Consider the following 19,775-nt stretch of genomic DNA (forward strand, 5'->3'; position numbering starts at 1 on the left):
CGCGCCGGGCTCAGCGCGAATCCCGGTCGGCCCACGCCCGGTCCAGACGGGCGCCCCGGTAGGCGTCGGGGATGGACAGCGCCCAGACGAAGAAGCCGCCCGCATGGCGTCCGACGAGGCTTGCATCGGGCGCGGCAAACCGGGCGGTGAGCCAGCCGCCGAGAAGGGCGAACAGCGCGAAGCCGAGCCCCCGCGCCGCGCGGCCGGTCCAGACATGGCCCATGCCGGGCAGGAGCGCCGCGACGAGCAGGACTCGGGTCGGGTCAGGCAGCGCGCGCATGCCGTGTCTCCGAGGACGGTTCCGACAGGGTTCGGGCGAGGTCGAGGCCGTCGCGCAGGATGCCGTCGAGCAACTCCGGCGCGACGCGCGTGAGCGGGAAGCGGCTGCCGCGCAGGAGCAGGTAGGCGCCCCGCGCGCCCTGGCTCGCCTGCACCGTCAGACGCAGGCCATCCGGCGTCGCGAGAACCTCCTTCACCCTCGGATCCGCGAGGATGCGGTCCAGCGCGGGTCGCGCGAGGTCGAGGAGCGCGTCCGCGCCCGCCGTGCCGCGCACGAGGGTGTCGGGCGGCCATGTCGCGGGGACGGGAAGGCGGAGCGGAAGCCGGTCGGGCGCGTAGAACTCCGCGCCGGCCGGTCGCCGCAGGACGTCGAGGATCGCATCGGTCGGGAGCGGCGTCCGCAGGGTCACCTGCAGCCAGAGCTGCGGCAGCCGCCGATGCACCAGGGTGTCCGGCACGAGGCGGACATCGATTGCGGCCTCGCCGCGGCCACCGCGCAGCGTCGCGAAGCCGGCCCGGTCGCGCCCGAGCCGCGGCGCCGCGAGTTGCGCGGCGCACTCGTCGAGGAGCCGGCCCCGCCACGCCGCCTCCCTCCGGTGCTGGTGCACGCAGACGACGGCGCTGCCGAGGAGGATCAGGACGATGAGGCCGACGAGCATCGCCGTGCCTCAGTAGCCGCGCGGCTTCGGCCAAGGCATCGTGAACTGGTCGCCGCGGCGGACATACTTGTATCGGTGCAGGACGAACCAGGCCGAGGCGGTGATGTAGAAGGCCATCATCGCCAGGAGCTGGGTGCCGTAGCCCAGGAAGACCGCGAGATAGGTGACCACGCACAGGACGAGCAGCAGCACGGCCGGCAGCGGGTGGAGCGGATGCACGTAGCCGCGCTGGATCGAGCCGAGCGGCCATTTGCGGCGGAACAGCACGATCGACAGCGCCATCAGCGTGTAGCCGAGCAGCCCCGACAGGATCGAGAAGGTGATGGTCTGGTCGAGCGGCGTCGAGACGGCGAACAGGATCGCGATCGGTACGAAGAAGACGATGGCGCGGTAGGGCGTGCGATAGGTCGGGTGGACGGCGCCGAACCAGACCGGCATGTAGCGGTCGCGGCCCATGGCGAACCACGCCCGCGAGGCGTCGTTGATGCAGCCGTTGGCCGAGGCGACCGTGGCGAACAGCGTGCCGAGGAACAGGAACAGCTCCAGCCAGCGGCTGCCGGTGAGGCGGGCAGCGTCGTAGAGCGGCGTCACCGCCTGGCCGAGATATTCCCACGGCATCAGGCCCGAGCAGATGTACCACGTCAGCGTGGCGGCGATCAGCAGGGTCATCATGCCGGTCATGGTGCCGAGCGGCAGGGCGCGAGCGGGCGAGCGGACCTCCTCGGCGGCCTGGGTCGTGCCCTCGATGCCGAGATAGAACCACAGCCCGAAATGCATCGCCGCCAGGATCCCGAGCGAGCCGTAGGGGAGGGCGCCCAGCAGCGCCTCGTGCTTCAGCACCGCGCCGGGCGCCCAGGGCTGGGTGGCGACGAACAGCACCACGATCGCCGCGAAGGCGGCGGAGGTGATGACGAGGTTCAGCGTCAGCGTGGCGAGGACGCCGCGATAGTTGAGGAAGGCGAGCGCCACGACGGTGAGCACCATGAAGGCGCGCTTGTCGACCGCGCCTTCGAGCCCGAGGCTCTGAGCGAACGCCTCGATCAGGTCGCCCGCGACGATGGCGTTCGACACCTCCAGCATGGTGTAGGCCATGACGAGGTAGAGGCCGACGTTGAAGGCCGCGAGCGGTCCGATGATGTGCTTGGCCTGGGCGTACTGGCCGCCCGCCGCGGCCACCGTCGAGGTGATCTCGGAGTCGATCATCGCGACGCAGGTGTAGAGAATGCCCGCGAGCCAGCAGGCCGCCAGCGCCGCCACCGCGCCGCCCTTTCCGACGGCGAAGTTCCAGCCCATGAACTCGCCGACGAGGACGATGCCGACGCCGAGCGCCCAGACATGGCCGGGCCCCAGCACGCGCAGCAGCGCGACCTTACGGCTCGCGTCCGGGGGCGGCGCCGTGGCGGCGGGTGCCCCGGCGGGCGGCTGAGCGGAGACGCGCTCCGCGATCGGTTGAACGCTCGTCATCACGACCTCGCCGCCGTCTCGCCGACCTCGGAATCGACGATCTCGCCCTCCTCGGACGAGAGGAGGTAGCTCTCGTCGTAGGTTCGGTTGGTACGCAGGAGGTCGAACCCCATCCAGAGGGCGAGGGCGGCCGCGGCCGCCCAGGCGCCCCAATTCATGACGAACACCATGACGTGGTCCCCCGATGGTGCAGGAAGGTTCTGAAGACGACCTCGGCAGCGGGGACGGCGGATCGAGCGGCGGACCGCTCGAACTCAGGCCTTCGGCGTGCCGTCGAAACGCTCGGCGATGACCTCGCGGTACTCGCGATCCGAGTAGCGGAACATGAAGATGAAGTAGCCGACGATGATCGCGGCGGTGAGCGCCACGAGGCCCCAGTTGAAAGCGTAGTCGAAGCGCGTGCCGATGATCCCGGCCGCCTTTTCAGGGGTGAAGCCGAGCTTCTCCCACTGCCCGGCCATGGTCGGGTTCTGACCGAGGGATTCCCAGGTCGGGTTCGGCGCGGCGGTCGTGGTGGTGCCGCCGCCGGCGAGCTTGAGCAGGAGGGGAAGGTAGAGGGTGATGAAGACCAGGACCAGCATCAGCACCGCGTCGATGATCTGTCCGACGACGGACTGAACCGGCGGCTCGTAAGGCGTGCGCCCGGCCATGTCAGGCCTCCCCCGACCGGCGCATCGCCCGCAGGCGATCGAGATAGTACAGGTCCATCCCGTAGATGGCGTCCCGGTCCTCGCGGTAGTGCCGGATCATGGCCGCGATCGCCGCCGTGTTGAGCAGCACGACGCAGGCGCCCACACCCAGGACGAGGAACGTGACGCCGCACGCGTCGCAGGCCTGTCGCATGGTCCAGAAGGTGAAGGCGTAGACGAGCCAGACCATCCCGACGGCGAAGATGGCAGCCGCTCGATCTCGGCCGAACATGGCTGCGACGCGCGCATCCTGCATGGCACATCTCCTCCCGGAGGATCATTCTTGCAAGGAATTCTGGCTTCCTTTCGAGAAATATCCTGCCGTTTCGAACGTGCGTCAAGCCATATTCTGCGTCGCACCGCACCATATTGCCGATCGCCTGGGCACATTGCCGCCCGACCGGGCAGGGCTGACCGCCGGGTTCGCGAGCGAAGACGGGACTGGAGAAGGGAACCGGACGTTCCTCCAACTTCGTCGCGATGAGCGGGGGACGGATGCTCGACGTTGCCATCTACGACCGGCTGCTCGGCACGGCCGCCACGATCTCGGAGCCGCTGCGGGCCGCCATCGCGTCGGTCGGCCTGATCGAGATCGCGCCGCCGTCCCATCGCAGCCTCGCCGAGCGTCTGTTCGTCGAGGTCGTCAACCAGCAGCTCTCGACGAAGGCGGCCCTCACGATCTGGACCCGGGTCGAGGCCGCCGCGGCCGCCCAGCGCGTCGCGCCGCGCGATCTCTTCGTTCCAGGCTTCGAGGCGCTGCTGCGCGCGTGCGGTGTCTCGGCGAACAAGGTGCGCGCGCTGCAGGCCATCCGCGCGGCCGAGGAGGCCGGGCTGCTCGGCCTGGAACTCGCCGCGCTCCCGCATGCCGAGCGCTCCGGCGCCCTGTGCCGCATCCGCGGCGTCGGCCCCTGGACCGCCGACATGGCCGGCATCTTCCACTTCCTCGACCCGGACATCTGGCCCGCCGGCGACGTGGCGGCCGTCGGCGTCCTGCGCCGGCTCACGGGGATCGACGACACCGTCGCGACGGCCGCGCGATTCGCGCCCTATCGCTCGATCCTGGCCCGCTACATGTGGCGCAGCCGGGACGCCGCCTCCGCCGCCGCCTGAGGCCGTCAGCGGCCCGCCTCGAAGAACGGCCGGAAGTTCTCCAGCCACTCGCGCAGCCAGACCTCGACCGCCTGCTTGGCCCCGTCCGCCTCGGTCGCGTGGCCCCAGATGTCCTCGGAGAGCGGGCTCCACCATGTCCAGAGGCGGTTCGATCCGTCGTACTCGACGGTGGCGACCTCGATCGCACCGATCCGTCCGGTGAAACGCTGCAGAGGCACCTCGGAGAGGCCGCCCTGCGTCCAGGTGATCGTGTCGTTCGCCATGGCTTCACAACGCGGGCGGCGCCGCGCGCGTTCGATGGTCAGAGGGGCGGTCGAAGGGTGATGTCGGGATGCGACGGGGACGAAGAATCAGAGCGCGCAGGGCCGTTCGGACTTGACGGGATCGAACCCTTCCGGCATGCGCGCGTTGTCTGCCCATCGTCGCCGTGCGCTCGATGTGCGGCTCCACAGGAACTACCGAACCCCATGCCCGACGACAGTAGTCGATCGACCACGCCGCCTTCGGCCAACCGCGTGATCTGCGCCTGATCGTCTGATCCGGCTCACCCGCGACCGGCCTTTGGCGGCTGGTCCGACAAGAGGTGAGCCATGACTGACTCCACCACCATTTCCCGGCGTGCCCGCTCCCGCGCGGCGAAGTCCGGCCGCAACAGCAGCGTCGTGCTCGTCGTGGCGCTGATGATGGCACTCGTCTTCGTACCCGTGCTGGCCCTCCACGTGGCCGCCCTCTCGGGCGCCGTGGCCGGCGACGAGGTTCGGCCGGACGAAGTCGCCACCGCCGTGACCCACAAGAAGGTGCCGGGTTGACGCCTTAGACCGAAGGCGGCGCCGTCCTCGGCGACCGCTTTCGCTGATCGCAAGAAAAGGGGGCGCCCGAAGCGCCCCCTTTTCTCATAAGATCATGGTCTCGTACGGCTTCCGTTTGATCACTTCGGTTTCTCCCCCGTCATTGCGAGGCGAAGCCGTGGCAATCCAGGGCGCGCGCTTTCCGGAGAGGTCGCGCCCTGGATCGCTTCGGCTCCGCCTCGCGATGACGAATCAGGCAAAGCCCGAGGTGATCAGCCGGAAACCGTCTCAGGCCGCGCGCACCGTCGAGAGGAAGTGCGCGACTTCCGCCCGCAGATGCTCGGATTGCCGCGACAGTTCGGAGGCGGAGGCCAGCACCTGGGTGGCGGCGGCGCCGGTCTCTTCCGAGGCCTGCGCCACGCCCGCGATGTTGCTGGTCACCTCGCCCGCCCCGACCGCCGCCTGGGAGACGTTGCGCACGATCTCCTGGGTTGCCGCGCCCTGCTCCTCCACCGCCGCCGCGATCGTCGCGGTCACGGAGTTGATCTCGCGGATGCGCCCGGTGATGCCGCCGATCGCCGTGACCGCCTGTCCGGTCGCGCCCTGGATCTGCGCGATCTGGCCCGAGATCTCGTCCGTCGCCCGCGAGGTCTGGGCGGCGAGTTCCTTCACCTCGCTCGCCACCACGGCGAAGCCCCGGCCGGCCTCTCCGGCCCGTGCCGCCTCGATCGTCGCGTTGAGGGCCAGCAGGTTCGTTTGGCTGGCGATGTCGGCGATGAGCTTGACCACGTCGCCGATCCGGGCCGCCGCCTGGCTCAGCTCGTGGACGAGGACGGCGCTCTGGTCCGCCTCGCCGACCGCGAGCTGAGCCATCTCGGCCGAGGTGCCGACCTGCCGGCCGATCTCGTGCACGGAGGCGCCGAGCTCTTCGGCCGCGGCCGCGACGGTGCTGACGTTGGAGGCGGCCTCTTCGGCCGCCGCCGCGACGGTGGTCGACTGGCCCGCCGTCTCGGTGGCGGTGGCGGTCATCTGCTGGGCGGTGGCCTGCAGCTCGGTCGCCGAGGACGAGACCATGCCGACCACGCCGCCCACGGCGCGCTCGAAGCCGTCGGCCAGCTCGATCATGGTGCGGCGGCGCTCGATGGCGGCAGCTTCGTCCGCCGCGCGGCGGAGTTCGGCCTGCTCGACGGCCTTGCGCGCGACGAGGGCCTTGATTCCTTCCACGGCACGGGCGACGGCACCGATCTCGTCGCCGCGGCGCGCCTCGGCGATGTCGGTCTCGATCTCGCCCTCGGCCATCCGCTGAAGCACGCGAACGAGCCGGTTGATCGGCCGTGCGACGCCGGCGACGGCGATCAGACCGAGCAGGCCGAAGGCGACGATCAGGCCGGAGACGGCAATCGCCGTCAGTGCCAGCGCGGCGGACTTGCCGAGCTCCCCGGCCTGACGCTTCGCCTCTTCGAGATCGCTGATGTTCGACGCGATGCGCTTCTGGATGGCGTCGATCACCTTGGCGCGGACCGGACGGACCACTTCGAACGAAACCTTCGACGCCTCTTCGTTCCGGTTCTTCATTCCCAGATCGATCGAACGCTCCATCGTCGTGAAGAAGCCTGAGACCGTGGCCTTGACCTCGCCGAGCATGGTCCGGCGCGCGTCGGAGTCGGCAAGCGCGACCAGTCGGTCCATGCCGGCCAGCGCGCGCTCCCGCGCCTCCTCGAAGCGCCGGTGCTGGGCCGCGAGGGTGGACGGATCGGTCTCGAGGATGATGTTCTTCTCGCTGATCACCGACTCGTCGATGGCGAGGGCGGTCTGCAGCGCCGTGATCACCCGCGCCGCGCGCACGTCCACGACGTCCTGGGTCGTTCGCTCCAACTGGTCGAGCGTGTCTCGCGCAAGAACGACGATGCCGGCCGCGACGAGCGCGACCAGTGCCGCCGGAATGGCCAGCTTGCCGAGGAGCTTGAGATTGGTGAACCAGCGCATCTGTCTGCGTCGCAGGGACTGTATCGAAGTATCCGTAGGTCGCCCCGACCACATCGGATCACGAATTTGTGAGGCAACGATGGTTAATAAGAAGCAACTACAAGGAGAAAAACCCTCAATATCATATCACAACATATGTTGTTAAGTTCGTGACGCGAGTACGACCACCCTTGAATCGGATCCCGTCTCGAAGATCCGTTTTTTTACGCTCGTCGGTCCGATGCACGACGGACTGCCGTGGGAGGGGTCGGCCGATCATTGGCGTCGCCGCCGCGCTGCGTTGCGGTCGCCCGCCTTCCGATCGGGTCGAGCTTGGCGTAAGTGCCCTCGCAGGTTTCCCGGCAGCCCGCCCCCTCCGTCACTCTCCAGGCCCTGCGGACGCATGATTCGTCTCGACAAGATCGGTAAGCAGAACGGTCGCCAGATCGTCTTCATCGAGGCGTCGGCCGCCCTGCAGAAGGGCGAGAAGGCCGGCCTCGTCGGCCCGAACGGCGCCGGCAAGACCACGCTCTTCCGCATGATGACCGGGCAGGAACAGCCCGACGAAGGCCAGGTCTCGTCGGAGCGCGGCATCACCATCGGCTATTTCAGCCAGGATGTCGGCGAGATGGCGGGACGCACCGTCGTCGCCGAGGTGATGGACGGCGCTGGCCCCGTCAGCATCGTCGCGGCCGAGCTGAAGGAGCTCGAAGCGGCTCTGGCCGACCCCGACCGCGCCGACGAGATGGACGCCCTGGTCGAGCGCTACGGCGAGGTGCAGGCCCGGTTCGAAGAGCTCGACGGCTACGCGCTGGAGGGCCGCGCCTACGAGGTGCTGGCCGGCCTCGGCTTCTCCCAGGAGATGATGGACGGCGATGTCGGCCGGCTCTCGGGCGGCTGGAAGATGCGCGTGGCGCTGGCGCGCATCCTGCTGATGCGCCCGGACGTGATGCTGCTCGACGAGCCGAGCAACCACCTCGACCTCGAGAGCCTGATCTGGCTCGAATCCTTCCTCAAGGGCTATGACGGGGCGCTGCTGATGACCTCGCACGACCGCGAGTTCATGAACCGCATCGTCACGAAGGTCATCGAGATCGACGGCGGCACGCTTACCACCTTCTCCGGCGACTACGCCTTCTACGAGCAGCAGCGGGCGCTGAACGAGCAGCAGCAGCAGGCGCAGTTCGAGCGCCAGCAGGCGATGCTCGCCAAGGAGATCAAGTTCATCGAGCGCTTCAAGGCCCGCGCCAGCCACGCCGCGCAGGTCCAGAGCCGGGTGAAGAAGCTCGACAAGATCGAGCGGGTGGAGCCGCCGCGCCGCCGACAGACCGTCGCCTTCGAGTTCCAGCCGGCGCCGCGCTCCGGCGACGACGTCGCCATGCTCAAGGGCGTGCACAAGCGCTACGGCAGCCGGATCATCTACGAGGGGCTCGACTTCTCGATCCGGCGCAGGGAGCGCTGGTGCGTGATGGGCATCAACGGCGCCGGCAAGTCGACGCTGCTGAAGCTCGTCACCGGCACGGCCCAGCCCGATGCCGGCACGGTGGCCGTCGGCGGCAGCGTCAAGCTCGGCTACTTCGCCCAGCACGCCATGGACCTGCTCGACGGCGACCTGACGGTGTTCGAGGATCTGGAGAGCAGCTTCCCGCAGGCCGGCCAGGGCTCGCTGCGGGCGCTCGCCGGCTGCTTCGGCTTCTCCGGCGACGACGTGGAGAAGCCGTGCCGGGTCCTGTCCGGCGGCGAGAAGGCTCGGCTGGTCATGGCCAAGATGCTCTACGACCCGCCGAACTTCCTCGTCCTCGACGAGCCGACCAACCACCTCGACATCGCCACCAAGGAGATGCTGATCGGCGCGCTCTCGGGCTTCGAGGGGACGATGCTGTTCGTCAGCCACGATCGGCACTTCCTGGCCGCCCTGTCGAACCGGGTGCTCGAGGTGACGGGCGACGGCATCCGGCAGTACGGGGGCGGCTACACCGAATACGTGGCGAGCACCGGCCAGGAAGCGCCGGGCCTCCGAAGCTGACCGCCGCTCACGGATCGAGGGCGAGACCGTCGTAGCGGGCGACGAGACCGGGCGGCGCGACGATGCGCCAAGCGGTCAGCAGCGCCTCGCGCAGCGTCTCTTCCTCGGCCGAGTCGAGGTCGAGGCTGGTCCAGCCGCGCGTGCCCCAGGCGCCCGGCACGGGCTCGAAGGCGTCCGGCTCCCCTTCGATCAGGTGAGCCTGCGCCTCGGGCGTCAGCTTCACGACCACCCGCGCCTCGTCGGTCCAGAGCGTCGCGAAGATCCGTCCGCCGACCCGGAAGTCGGGATGGCCCTGATGCGCGCCCTCGACCGCCTCGGGCAACAGGAGCGCGAGGGCGCGCACGTCCTCCGGCAAACAGGCCATCCGGCGCTAGGCCCGGCTCGTCGGAGCCTGCCACGCGGTGCCCGGATGCTCGCGCACGTCGCCGTTCCGCGTCCCGGTGTCGCTGTCGCTCACCCATTCGCCCGGCTCGGCGATCTCGACGATCTCGTCCTCGGGGTAGGCCGCCTCCACGAACAGGCGAGCCTCGCCCTCGGCGGCGGCCCTCACGGTCACCAGAGGGCGCTCGCCGCCCGTGCCCCGCACCCGCGCGATGAAAAGCTTGGTCATGGATGGACCCCTCCGGCCGCTGTCCCAGGACACGATCAACGCCCGCGGCGCGGAAGAGATCATCCGGTTCGGCCCGCCCGCCCCATCCTCGATGGGCCGCGGCGGTGTCTTCGATCGGTCCAGGGGTCCTCAAACGCATTCGGACCGCGCGAGACGCGCGGTCCGAACGGAGTCGGCGGGGCGGGGCGGCCTTGGAGCCGGGTCCGGTCGGCTCGGGGGGCGAGCCGACCGGCGTGGGCCCTAGACCAGGGCGCCGTAGCGGAAGCCGCCGTCGGCGAAGTCCAGGCGTCCCTCGTAGAGGCCGTTCTGCAGGAAGTGCTGCATCGGATCGACCTGGGCGGCGGCCACGTCCTTGTAGGTGGACAGGTAGGTGGCGGTGTCGAAGGAGGCGGACGGGTCGCGGCCCTCCTTCCAGCCGTTCTGGTCGTAGTGGGTGAGCGGGTTGATGCCCGCCGCCTTCACGTCGGCGTAGGCGGCGAGATAGCCCTTGGTGTCGAAGACCGAGTTCGGGTTGCGGCCTTCCTTCCAGCCGTACTGCTCGAAATGCTGGGCGGCGAAGGCGAAGGTGTTGCCGGTGCCCGCGGCCTGGGCCACGTCGGGATTGGACAGGAGGTAGTACTCCGCGTCGAAGCCGCCGCGGATGTCGCTCGCCCGGCCGATCGCGTCGTGGATCGCCCGGCCCTCGCTCTGCCCGTACTGCAGGTAGTGCGCGAGCGGGTTCAGGCCGGCGGCCTTCACGTCCGCGTTGGCCGCCAGATAGAACTCGTTGTCGAAGCGGGCGCCCGGATCGCGGCCTTCCTTCCAGCCGGCCTGCTCGTACTGGTCGAGCGGGTTGACGCCGGAGGCCCGCACGTCGGGATTGGCCGCCAGGTAGCCCTTGGTCGAGAAGAAGGCGTTCGGGTCGCGGCCCTCGCGGGCACCGTACTGGGCGAAGTGGGTGTCGGCGTCCTGGCCGGCCTGGAACACGTCCTTGTTGCGGGCGAGGTAGTAGAGGTCGTCGACCAGCGGCTTGCCGTCGTTCACGACGATCGTCGCATCCGAGAACAGGTAGCGCTCGAACCCGCTGACGAGATCGCGGCCCTCCGGCCCGGTGATGGCGGTGATGCCGCCGACGTCCGTGACGGTGATGGACGCGAAGGACGAGTTGAAGACGAGCGTGTCCGTGCCGCGCCCGCCGGACAGGATGTCGTCGCCCGCGCTGTTGGTGATGATGTCGTCGCCCGCACCGCCGGAGAGGCGGTCGGCGAAGGCCGTTCCCTGCAGCACGTCGTTGCCGTTCGTTCCAAGCCCGCTGACGCCGCGGGCGAGGACGCTGTCGCCGCGGACGGCGAGGTTCTGGATCCGCGTGTCGGCGGCGGGTCCAGTATCGGCCTGGCCGTAGGGCGTCACGGTGTAGAAGGCCTTGAGATACTCGGCCATGGCGTCCTGCTCGGTGCCCTGCGCCGAGAAGGTCTCGGTGTTGGGCAGCGAGGTCGGCGCGGCGTTGCTCAGCGCGACGCGGTTCTCGCCGTAGGCCGGGAAGGGATAGTTGTCGCCGCCCAGGCCCGGGGCTGAACTCGTCCCCGTGGTCAGGAAGTCGAGGGTCACGGCGCGGATGCCCCGGTTCGCGTCGCCGACGAGCTGGCCGTTCTGCACCAGGGTGTCGACGAGGTAGCCGTCGGCATCGACGATCGCCGCCGAGATGATGCGGCGACCCTCCTGGGTGACGTTGCCGTTGACGTCGAGCGTCTGGGCCTGCCGAGTCGCGTCGAACGAGAAGCTGATGCCGCCGATCTGCGGGAAGGCACCCGGCGTCGCGCCCGGAGCGACCGACGAGACGGCGTGTTCGAGCACCCGCTCCAGTTCGGCGGCGGTGACGGTGACCATGGCGAGCGCGTTGTTGAAGCGCAGCGAGTTGGTGACGTCGAGCTGGGAGATGTCGCCGGCCGCCTTTCCTGCCGACGGGTTGGCGGCGGGGGGCAGCTCCGCGGTGCCGCCGCCGGCCGTCGAGAACGAGCCGATCGAGTCGCGGATGCCGCCGCCGTTCTTGATCGAGACGGTGACCGTGTTGTCGTACTGCTTGGCGTACCAGAGGTTCGCGTCGGCGCTCAGGTCGCCGAGGTTGGTCTCCTCGGTGCGGACCTCACCGCGGCGACCTTCGAGGTACACGCTGGTGCGGCCGAGGATGTTGCCGTCCTGCTGGCGGATGATGTCGGCGACGCCCGCGGTCTCCTGGATGCCGTCGTTGTTGGCGTCCAGGCCCTCGATCACCTCGCGCACGAGGTAGCCCTTGGAACCGGGGGTGAAGGCGGCCGCCGTCGAACCCCAGAGCTGCGCCACCGTGGCGTCATCGACCGCGACCGCACCGGAATTGTCCGGGGTGATCGAGTTGCGGATGACGTTGCCCTGATCGTCGAAGGTGACGTTGAGCCGGCCGACATAGGAATACTCGGAGGCGGTGTTCACCAGGGCCAGGGTCTGGCCGGAGGCGTTGGTGAAGAATTGCGGGTAGGCACCACCGCTGGTGTCGCCCGGCAGCAGACGGTCGTTGCTGTCCGAGAGCAGGGTGTGCGAGCCGCCGCCGATCAGCACGTCGACGTTGCGCAGGAGCGGCGCCAGCGCCTGCTCGTTGGCGAGCTGCTGCAGGTGGGTGCCGACGATGACCTTGTTGAGGCCGGGATTGGCCGCGAGCACCCGGTCGACCTCGGCGTTGATCTGGCTGGCCAGCAGCGCGATCTCGTCGCGGCCGGTAAAGCCGTCCACCGTGACGTTGCCGAGGGTGGTCAGCAGCGGCTCGACCTGCGTGGTGGCGCCGACGAAGGCGATCCGCTCGCCGTTCTCGACGATGACCGTCGACTTGGCGATCTTGTCCGCGCCGGTCCCGGTCTGGGTCGAGGTCGGGCCGGTCTGCGCGAAGGTGGCGAGGTCGCCGTCGCGATGCACGAGGCCCGACAGAGCGGCCTCGCGGGAGAAGTTCAGGTTGGTTGAGAGGTAGGGGAACAGCGAGCCGACCCAGGTGTCGTCGGCGGCGCCCGCCGCGGTGCCGAGATTCGCGCCGATGATGTTGGCGACCTCGGTCGGCCCCGCATCGAACTCGTGGTTGCCGAACACCGCCGCCTGGACGCCGATGATGTTCTGGATGGTGATGTCGGCGCGGCCCGGGGAGGCGGCGAGGCGGCCGTAGGCGCTCGCACCCGAGAGCCCGAAGAACTGGTTGTAGACCCCGTTATAGGTCGCCGCCATCTGCGGGTCGGCGCCGGCGATGTAGAACGGGCTCGGGATCCAGCCGTCGCCCGTCGAGAGCGTGATCGAGTTCGGGGTTGTGTCCTCGAGCCGGTCGACGATGGCCGCGAAGTTCGCCGCCCGCTGCGTCGCGAGCAGGCCGCCTTCCCAGTCCGAGGCGTGCAGGATCTGAAGCGTGTAGGTCATGGGGGCGGCCTGCTCCGTGGTGAAATCGAGATTGTCTTGAGCGATCCCGGCGAAGGCGTTGCCGGTGGTGTCGGTGAAGGCGCCGGCGGGCACGATCACGTCGTAGGCGGTGCCGGGCCGCAGGTCGGCGCTCGGATTGATCGTGACCGTGTCGCCGGTGATCCGGACCTGGGCGGTGTCGGAGACCGCGATGGTGCGGGTGTCGCCGGCGCCGTCGGTGAGGGTGATGCTGCCGGTCCCGGCCCGCACCGCCTCGCTGAAGCGCAGGACGATGTCGGCGCCCGGCGCCACCTTGGCGGCATTGTCGGCGGGCGTCGCCGCGACGAGGACCGGCGCGGTCTGGTCGAGGCGCAGGCCGACGAGGACGGGGTCGTGGTCGGATTCGCGCGCCGGCGTGCGGCCGTCGAAGTAGCTGGCGGGACGGCCGAAATCGAGGTTGTAGTCGATGGCGTCCGCCTCGTCGGCGTTGACGTGCCACTCGGTGACCCCGGTGACCTGACGGTTCAGGCTCGCGTTGGCGAAGCCGTGGTCGAGGGCGCCGTAGGCGCCGTCGAAGACGTAGGAGTAGGGGTTGGAAAGCCGGTCCTCGGCGAGGTTGGTGAAGCCGGACGCCTTGAGGATGTCGAGGGCATCCTCCTTGATGTAGGCGTTGAAGTCGCCGAGCAGGATCGTGTCGCTGTCCTGGCTGCCCGTCGGCCGCAGCGAGACCCACTGGGCGAGCGCCGTCGCCGCGAGTTCGCGCTGCTGCTGCCAGCCGCCCTGGCCGTCGCCCTGGTCGGCATCCGCCCCGGTCCCGGCACCGCTCTTCGACTTGAAGTGGTTGATGACCGCGGTGAAGTTCTCGTTGGTGGCGATCTCGTTGAAGGTCACCGCAAGCGAGGCGCGGCTGGTGTTCACGCCGTTGAAGATGTGCCCGAGGGTGCTCTGCTGGAGCAGGGCCGGGTTGAAGGCCGCCACATCCGAGTCGTCGAGCTTCTCGATCGTGGTGTTCATCGACACGCTGACCTTGCTCGGCTTGTAGATGAAGCCGACCGCGATCGCGTCGCCGCCGAGGAACTGGCCCTGGTCGAGCTGGGCGCCCGGATTGACGTAGGCGTAGGTGCCGGCGCCCGCGCGCAGGTTGAGCTGACCGACGAGGTATTCGAGCGCGTTGCCCGGATCGCCGGGACGGAACTGGTTCTCCAGCTCGGTCAGGCCGAGCACGTCGGCGCCGGTGGCGATCAGGGTGGTGACGAGCTTCTCGGTCTGGCGCGCCAGTTCCTGGGGGGTGTTGGCGCCCCGCGGCTGCTGGCCGATCGCCGTGCGGGCGGAGCTCCCGGTATCGAGGGTGGTGAAGTAGTTGAGGACGTTGAGGCTGCCGACCTTGAGCGTGCCGCCGACCGGGTCGGGCTCGGCGGGCCGCGGGTTGGCCGTCGTGAAGCGGTTGTCGCCGTCGTCGATGGCGCGCACCCGGAAGGCGTTGGTCGGACCGAAGCCGAGGGTGCCCGTCAGCCCAGTGACGGTGTCGCCCATCCGCGGCGCGGTGGCCGTGCCGTAGGTCGGACCGAAGCCGTCGAGGTTCTCCACCGGCAGGTTCTGGGTGTTCTGCCCGTCGTCGTAGGTGATCGAGCGCGCCGCCGTCTGGGCGAGGTAGGCGGCGTAGGCCGCCGAATTCGGCTCGAACTCGTTGGTGAAGGTCTCGGGCCGCCCCCCGGCCGCGAGACGGATCTCGTTGAAGCGGTCGAGGTTGAACTGCTCGGTGATCGAGAGGGTCTGCGGGATGCGGACCAGCATGCCCTCGTAGCGCTCGAGATCGGGCTGGGCGGTGGTGCCGGTGCCGACCGTGCCCGCCGCGGGAAGTTCGACCGCCGCCGCCGACGCCTTGACCTCGGCCGGCGTCAGCGCCCCCGGCGTCACCACCTGGATCGCCGCGGCGTTGCGGACGGTGAGCTGCGTCTCGCCGTTGAATTCGGTGACGGTGGCGGTGACGCGGACGCGGTCACCCTCGGCGACGTCGACGAGGCGGTTGCCGGTGCCCTCGTAGACGAACACGCCCTCCGAGGTCAGCGGGTTGCCGTCCTGATCGGTCGCCTCCTCCTGCAGGTAGAAGCCGCCGAGATTGCGCTTGGCGTCGGCATCGCCGTTCTGGAAATCGCCGACGACGATCGCCTCGACCGTGACGGTGCGGCCGACGAGCGGGCTCGCCGCCCCGGCGCCCTGAATCGCCGAGATCAGGCTCACGTCGTCGTTGACGATGGTGCCGGTCGCGGCGGCGGCCCCGGGGCGCACGGATGCGGCGATGCCGGTCTGGTTCGAGGCGGCCGAGCGCAGGGTCAGGGCGAAGGCCTCGTCGGCCTCCGGCAGGGCATCGCCCTGGACGCTGACGCTGACCTGCGCGGAGGCGGCGCCGGCGGGGATGGTGCCGGTGATCGTCAGCGGCAGGCCCGGCGCACCGGTGAAGTCGGCGCCGTCGGCCGCGCTGGCGCCGGTGCCGGCGAGTTCGGCGGTGAAGGTGACGGCGCCCAGCGTCCCGTTGCTGCGCTCCACCGTGAAGGTGAAGACCGTCTCGCCCGCATTGCCCTCCGGGCGGCTGACGGCGAGGGAGTTCGCGGCGAACCCGACCTCCTGGGTGAAGCCCTGGGGCAGGGCGGCGTAGAGGACGGCGCCGCCGTTGGCGACCTCGTTGGCGCTGACGAGCAGCGGCGTGCCGGTCGGGTTGCGGTCGGCGGCGATGAAGCTCAGCACCTCCGGGCCGAGGTCGGTCGTGGCGCCGGGAAGCGGCGGGACGTAGGAGACGTAGGAGGCGTTGGCCGGATCGGTGACGTCGTAGACGATGACGCCGCTCTGCCGCTCCAGGCCGATGAAGGCGTAGATCCGGCCGTTGACGGTGCCGATGGTGATACCCTCGGGCTCCGGCCCCTTGTTGTCCGAGCGGTCGTCCGGCGTGTTGGCCACGACCTGATCGTTGTTGAACCGCTCCGGCGCGATCTGCGCGAAGATCTTCTCGAACTCGCCGCCGGTCTCGCGCACCTTGGTGACGGAGCCGTCGTTCTGGCGGAAGATCGAGATGCCGCGCCCGCCCAGCGTGTGGAGCTGGTCGATCACGCCGTCGTTGTCGGTGTCGCCGGTGCGCAGCAGCACGTTGAGGCGGGCATAGGCCGGGTCGGCCTTGAGGAGTTGGAGTTCGGGCGTCAGGCGGCTGTTGGCGATGCTGCTCAGGCGGCCGACGTCGCCGGAATCGTCGGCGCCGCCGATCACCCGCTGATCGCCCTCGTTGGCGGTGACGAAGTAGGTCGCGCCGCCGGTCGCGAACGAGGCCACGGCATCGGGCTGGAGCAGGCCGTAGATCGGCGCGTTGGCGGGGGTCGCGGCGACGCGGATCGAGGTGGACCCGTTCGGGCCGTCGCGGTCGGAGGCGTCGAACTCGTTGCCGGCCAGGGAATGGTTGACCGCGCCCAGCGGCTGGATCGCGATCGGCGCCGTGCCGGGATTGGCGAGATCGATGATGGCGACGCCGTTCACCTCCTGCAGGGTGACGTAGGCGAAGCGGTTGTCCGGCGAGATCGCGATGTATTCGGGCTCGATGTCGGCCGCCGCGCTGTTCCCCGGCGTGATGGCGAGGCCGCGGGCGCGCAGGGCGGCTTCGCTGCCGTTGAGGCCGTCGAACCCGACGGTCGCGGTCACCGCGGCGTTGGCCGCGCCGCCCGAGACGTCGATGATCGAGATCCCGCCGACCGGGTTGCTGCCGGCGGTGGCCTGCTCGCCCTCGTTGGCGACGAGGATCCGGCCGCCGTCGCGGGTGAAGGTAAGCTGGTCGGGGCCGACGCCGACGGCGAGGGAGCGCAGCAGGCTGCCGTCGGCGTTGAACAGGGCGACCCGGCCCGGCGCGTCGCCGGTGGTGTTGGCGTAGGCGACGGCCACGAGGCCGTTGAAGACCGCGACCGAGTTGACCGAGCCGTACTGTTCCAGACCCGAGAGCAGGATCTCGCCGGTCTTGCTCAGGGTGCCGGCGGCGTCGAGCGCGACGATCTCGATGCGGCCCTCGTTGGTGTTCTGGATGTAAAAGCGGCTCGTCGTGGAGTCGTAGGCCACCACCTCGGCGTTGGGCGCCGCCTGCGTCGCCGGATCGTTCGTGGTGGCGTAGGCGCCGAGCCGTACCAGTTGCAGCGCGTTCGTCGGGATGGGCGCCGCCGTGGCGGTGGCGCCGGAGAGACCCTGGAGCGAGGGCGCCGCGTCGAAGATCGTGATGCCGTTGACGCGGGTGCCGATGTCGTCGGTGAGGATCGTGCCGACGCCCTGGCCGTCCGCCACGGTCGCTCCCACGACGTTGGAGACCGCGACCGAGAAAGTCTCGGTGGGCTCGACCGCGGTGTCGCCGAGGATGTCGACCGCGAAGGTCGCGCTGGTCTGGCCGGCCGCGATGGTCTGGCCGGTGACGGCGCGGGCGACGTAGTCGCTCCCGGCGGTGGCGGTGCCGTCCGCGGTCGCGATATCGAAGGTGACGCCGCCCGTGGGCGCGGGCGCGTTCAGGGACACGGTGAAGACGAGCTGCTTGGTGCCCGTATCGCCCTCGCTCACCTGTACGTCGCCGATCGACAGGCTCGGGACGACCGCCGCACCGGTCACCGTGAAGGCGTTGTAGCTGCCGGCCCCGATGCGGATCGCGTTGTCCTGACTCCAGGATCCGGCCGTGCCGATCGCCGTCAGCAGCTGATCGCGCGTGCCCGAGAAGGTGCCGTTGTAGCGGCCGTTATCGGCGCTCAGCGCCACGGCCGTCTGCCCGAGGACGAGGCCCGGCGGAAGCGCCGAGGTGCTGGCGTTGGTGCCGTTCGCCGCGAAGGTGCCGGTGCCGTCGGCGAAGTTGATGGCGTAGAGGAGCGTCGGGTTCGCCGCGCTGCCCTGGTAGGCGATGATCTGGTCACCGTCCGTGTTGAACGAGAAATTGGGAGCGTCGGTGGACGTGTAGACGGGGGTGTTCACCCCTCCCGCCGCACTCTCGGCTGTGGGGTGGATCACCGTGCCGGCGGAGAGTGCCGTCGGGGCCGTGTAGGTGTAGCTGCCCTCGGTGGTCCGGAGCGCGTTAGTGGTGGTGCTCCAGCCGTTGTCGGTGAAGGTGATGGTCGTGCCGGCCTCGATGTCGCGTAGGATGACGAACGCGAAGTCGTCGGGATTGTCCGCGTCGTACCCGACGAAAGCGATTTCGCCGGCGGCGAGGCTCGTGGCCATGTCCATCTCCAGGCAGCCGTGCAGGCCGAGCGTCGATGTCGCTCGATGCGAGGCCAAGGGTTGATCCTCGGCCGGATGCGGAGAGACGCCGCGGTGCCGACGTCCCCGGGGAGGGGACGCTCAAGGCCCGGACTCAGCGTTTCGTGGTATGCCAGCCGAGTGTCTGGCTAGCGGCGTTCCACAACAGTACTGTGAAGCCTCGGGCGCCGTTGCGCAGGGAGTTCGGGACGCTTCTGAAAAAGCTTGCGTGCCTGAGCTGACGAGGTTCCCGACCGGCTACACGGAACGATTGAGAGAGGCATGGCGCGCACTCAATGGGAGTTGCGTGAGCGAAATCTTTTGCCGTCGACCCATCGAGCCAGGGTGATCTTGTCCCGCCGTCGGCGGGCCCACCGATCCGGACGCAGTCGATTTCGGAGTACCTCGATCGAGGTAACTCCAATTCGCGGGTCTCCCGGCTCGGCCCATGTTCTAGGTTGGAGTGGCGCCGCTAGGGTGATCGCAGCAGGGGAGTCGCCGATGCAGTCGGAAGCCGAACGAGTTCGGCTCGCTGAGCGAGCACTTGAAGTCTTCCTCAGAGAAAGCTCGCCCTTCCGCCGCCGACCGATGATGCCACCCATCGCCGATGTCGGAGAGGGCGACATCGTCGATCTCGTCACCGACCTGCTGCTGTTTGCAGACACCGTCGGGTTTGATCCCAGCAACGTCGTGCGCAAAGCGGAGAGCCACCTCCTGGCGGAGACCGGGCATCGGCGTTGAGTGAGGAGCCGTTCGCTCTTCCCGAGTGCGAGATGCCGCACACCGGGGAAGCAGCGAAGAGAGCGTGAACGCATCCTCGTGTCGCGTGCCTGCGCGGTCGTCTCCGGAGGGTGCTTCGGGCACGACGCCTGCCCACTGACCGGGACGGGCGGGGCGCCGCCGCGGCGCCCGTGGATTCTGCATCCGGCGTCTGGGATTTCCGCTCAACGCAACGCAGCACGTCTCGGCGCGACGCCCCGTATTCGCGTGTCCAAAGGTCGGCATCCCTTGTCCTACGCCTGCCTGCCGAGGCTTCGCGGCTGCGTGGTGAGACGGGTCGTTCCGTCGCCCGCTCACCGGCTTGCTCCGGTCCGCCGATCTGTCGCGGAACCGTCCAGCCGAACGCGCCGACTTTGGGCGGCGGTCTGAACGAATCAGATCGTCCCGGGGTTTGTCCCTCTCAACGACGAACAGGGATGGAAACGATCATGCAATCGAAGACACTTGCGCTTGCCGCCGCGCTGACGCTCGCCCTTTCGGGCGCCGCTCTGGCCCAGACGCCCGCCGGCGGAGGAAGCGCTGAAGGCAACATGAACAACCCGGGCAGCGTGAAGAGCAATTCCGAGAAGAGCATGGAGCGCTCGACCGGCTCGGCCACCGGCGCCACGACCGGCACCGGGATGGCTCCGGCGGCGCCCGGCGCCGCTGGCGGAAGCTCCGGCGGGAGCATGGGCACCGGCACGGGTGCCGGCACCGGCGGAGCGGGTGGCGCGGCCGGCGGTCGCTGATCGATCCGTTGCAAACTCAACTCATCTCGAGCCGCAGCGCCTCGGG

The 19,775-nt window shown here is 69.5% G+C and carries 16 protein-coding genes; 5 read left to right on the forward strand and 11 right to left on the reverse strand.

What is annotated here, in order from left to right:
- Window positions 1-10 precede the first annotated feature (10 nt).
- From ABS772_RS17895 to ABS772_RS17920, 6 genes are all read right to left on the reverse strand, one after another.
- On the reverse strand, window positions 11-280 hold the full coding sequence (locus ABS772_RS17895; RefSeq protein WP_350396145.1) for a hypothetical protein: 270 nt from the start codon (window positions 278-280) through the stop codon (window positions 11-13).
- A complete protein-coding gene (locus ABS772_RS17900; RefSeq protein ID WP_350396146.1) occupies window positions 264-938 on the reverse strand; it encodes a hypothetical protein in 675 nt (224 codons plus the stop codon). The genes ABS772_RS17895 and ABS772_RS17900 overlap by 17 nt, the downstream gene beginning before the upstream one ends.
- 9 nt (window positions 939-947) lie before the next feature.
- Window positions 948-2,402, reverse strand: a complete 1,455-nt coding sequence (locus ABS772_RS17905; RefSeq protein WP_350396147.1) for an APC family permease — start codon at window positions 2,400-2,402, stop codon at window positions 948-950.
- On the reverse strand, window positions 2,402-2,572 hold the full coding sequence (locus ABS772_RS17910; RefSeq protein ID WP_238253913.1) for a hypothetical protein: 171 nt from the start codon (window positions 2,570-2,572) through the stop codon (window positions 2,402-2,404). The genes ABS772_RS17905 and ABS772_RS17910 overlap by 1 nt, the downstream gene beginning before the upstream one ends.
- An 84-nt stretch (window positions 2,573-2,656) precedes the next feature.
- Entirely contained in the window at window positions 2,657-3,052 is a 396-nt protein-coding gene (locus ABS772_RS17915) for a hypothetical protein (protein WP_350396148.1), read from the reverse strand.
- A gap of 1 nt (window position 3,053) precedes the next feature.
- Entirely contained in the window at window positions 3,054-3,347 is a 294-nt protein-coding gene (locus ABS772_RS17920) for a hypothetical protein (protein WP_238253917.1), read from the reverse strand.
- Window positions 3,348-3,586: 239 nt separating this feature from the next.
- Here ABS772_RS17920 and ABS772_RS17925 point away from each other — a divergent pair, with 239 nt between their 5' ends.
- Window positions 3,587-4,201, forward strand: coding sequence for a DNA-3-methyladenine glycosylase family protein (locus ABS772_RS17925; protein ID WP_350396150.1), 615 nt, complete (start codon window positions 3,587-3,589; stop codon window positions 4,199-4,201).
- A gap of 5 nt (window positions 4,202-4,206) precedes the next feature.
- Here ABS772_RS17925 and ABS772_RS17930 read toward each other — a convergent pair whose 3' ends face one another.
- On the reverse strand, window positions 4,207-4,464 hold the full coding sequence (locus ABS772_RS17930) for a hypothetical protein (protein ID WP_350396151.1): 258 nt from the start codon (window positions 4,462-4,464) through the stop codon (window positions 4,207-4,209).
- 327 nt (window positions 4,465-4,791) lie between these two features.
- On the opposite strand from ABS772_RS17930, the gene ABS772_RS17935 reads away from it, so the two are divergent.
- Window positions 4,792-5,010 (forward strand): hypothetical protein, encoded by a 219-nt coding sequence (locus ABS772_RS17935; RefSeq protein ID WP_350396152.1) that lies wholly within the window; start codon window positions 4,792-4,794, stop codon window positions 5,008-5,010.
- Between the two features lie 267 nt (window positions 5,011-5,277).
- Here the strand turns inward: ABS772_RS17935 and ABS772_RS17940 are convergent, their stop codons facing one another.
- Window positions 5,278-6,975, reverse strand: a complete 1,698-nt coding sequence (locus ABS772_RS17940) for a methyl-accepting chemotaxis protein (RefSeq protein WP_350396153.1) — start codon at window positions 6,973-6,975, stop codon at window positions 5,278-5,280.
- Between the two features lie 382 nt (window positions 6,976-7,357).
- Between ABS772_RS17940 and ABS772_RS17945 the strand changes: the two genes are divergently transcribed.
- Window positions 7,358-8,980, forward strand: coding sequence for an ABC-F family ATP-binding cassette domain-containing protein (locus ABS772_RS17945; RefSeq protein WP_350396154.1), 1,623 nt, complete (start codon window positions 7,358-7,360; stop codon window positions 8,978-8,980).
- Window positions 8,981-8,987: 7 nt separating this feature from the next.
- Here the strand turns inward: ABS772_RS17945 and ABS772_RS17950 are convergent, their stop codons facing one another.
- The 3 genes from ABS772_RS17950 to ABS772_RS17960 all read right to left on the reverse strand — a co-directional run bounded on the left by ABS772_RS17950 (window position 8,988) and on the right by ABS772_RS17960 (window position 18,203).
- Complete coding sequence (locus tag ABS772_RS17950) at window positions 8,988-9,344, reverse strand: MmcQ/YjbR family DNA-binding protein (RefSeq protein ID WP_350396155.1); 357 nt, start codon at window positions 9,342-9,344, stop codon at window positions 8,988-8,990.
- Window positions 9,345-9,350: 6 nt separating this feature from the next.
- Window positions 9,351-9,590, reverse strand: coding sequence for a hypothetical protein (locus tag ABS772_RS17955; RefSeq protein ID WP_238253936.1), 240 nt, complete (start codon window positions 9,588-9,590; stop codon window positions 9,351-9,353).
- Between the two features lie 240 nt (window positions 9,591-9,830).
- Window positions 9,831-18,203 carry an ExeM/NucH family extracellular endonuclease gene (locus tag ABS772_RS17960; protein WP_350396238.1) on the reverse strand — a complete coding sequence of 2,791 codons (8,373 nt, stop codon included), beginning with the start codon at window positions 18,201-18,203 and terminating at the stop codon, window positions 9,831-9,833.
- A 519-nt stretch (window positions 18,204-18,722) separates the two neighbouring features.
- Between ABS772_RS17960 and ABS772_RS17965 the strand changes: the two genes are divergently transcribed.
- Window positions 18,723-18,962, forward strand: a complete 240-nt coding sequence (locus ABS772_RS17965) for a hypothetical protein (protein WP_350396156.1) — start codon at window positions 18,723-18,725, stop codon at window positions 18,960-18,962.
- A 467-nt stretch (window positions 18,963-19,429) separates the two neighbouring features.
- Entirely contained in the window at window positions 19,430-19,729 is a 300-nt protein-coding gene (locus ABS772_RS17970) for a hypothetical protein (RefSeq protein WP_350396157.1), read from the forward strand.
- Window positions 19,730-19,775: the final 46 nt, after the last annotated feature.

It is taken from the genome of Methylorubrum podarium, assembly GCF_040270385.1.
In the GTDB taxonomy this organism is placed as follows: Bacteria; Pseudomonadota; Alphaproteobacteria; order Rhizobiales; family Beijerinckiaceae; genus Methylobacterium; species Methylobacterium podarium.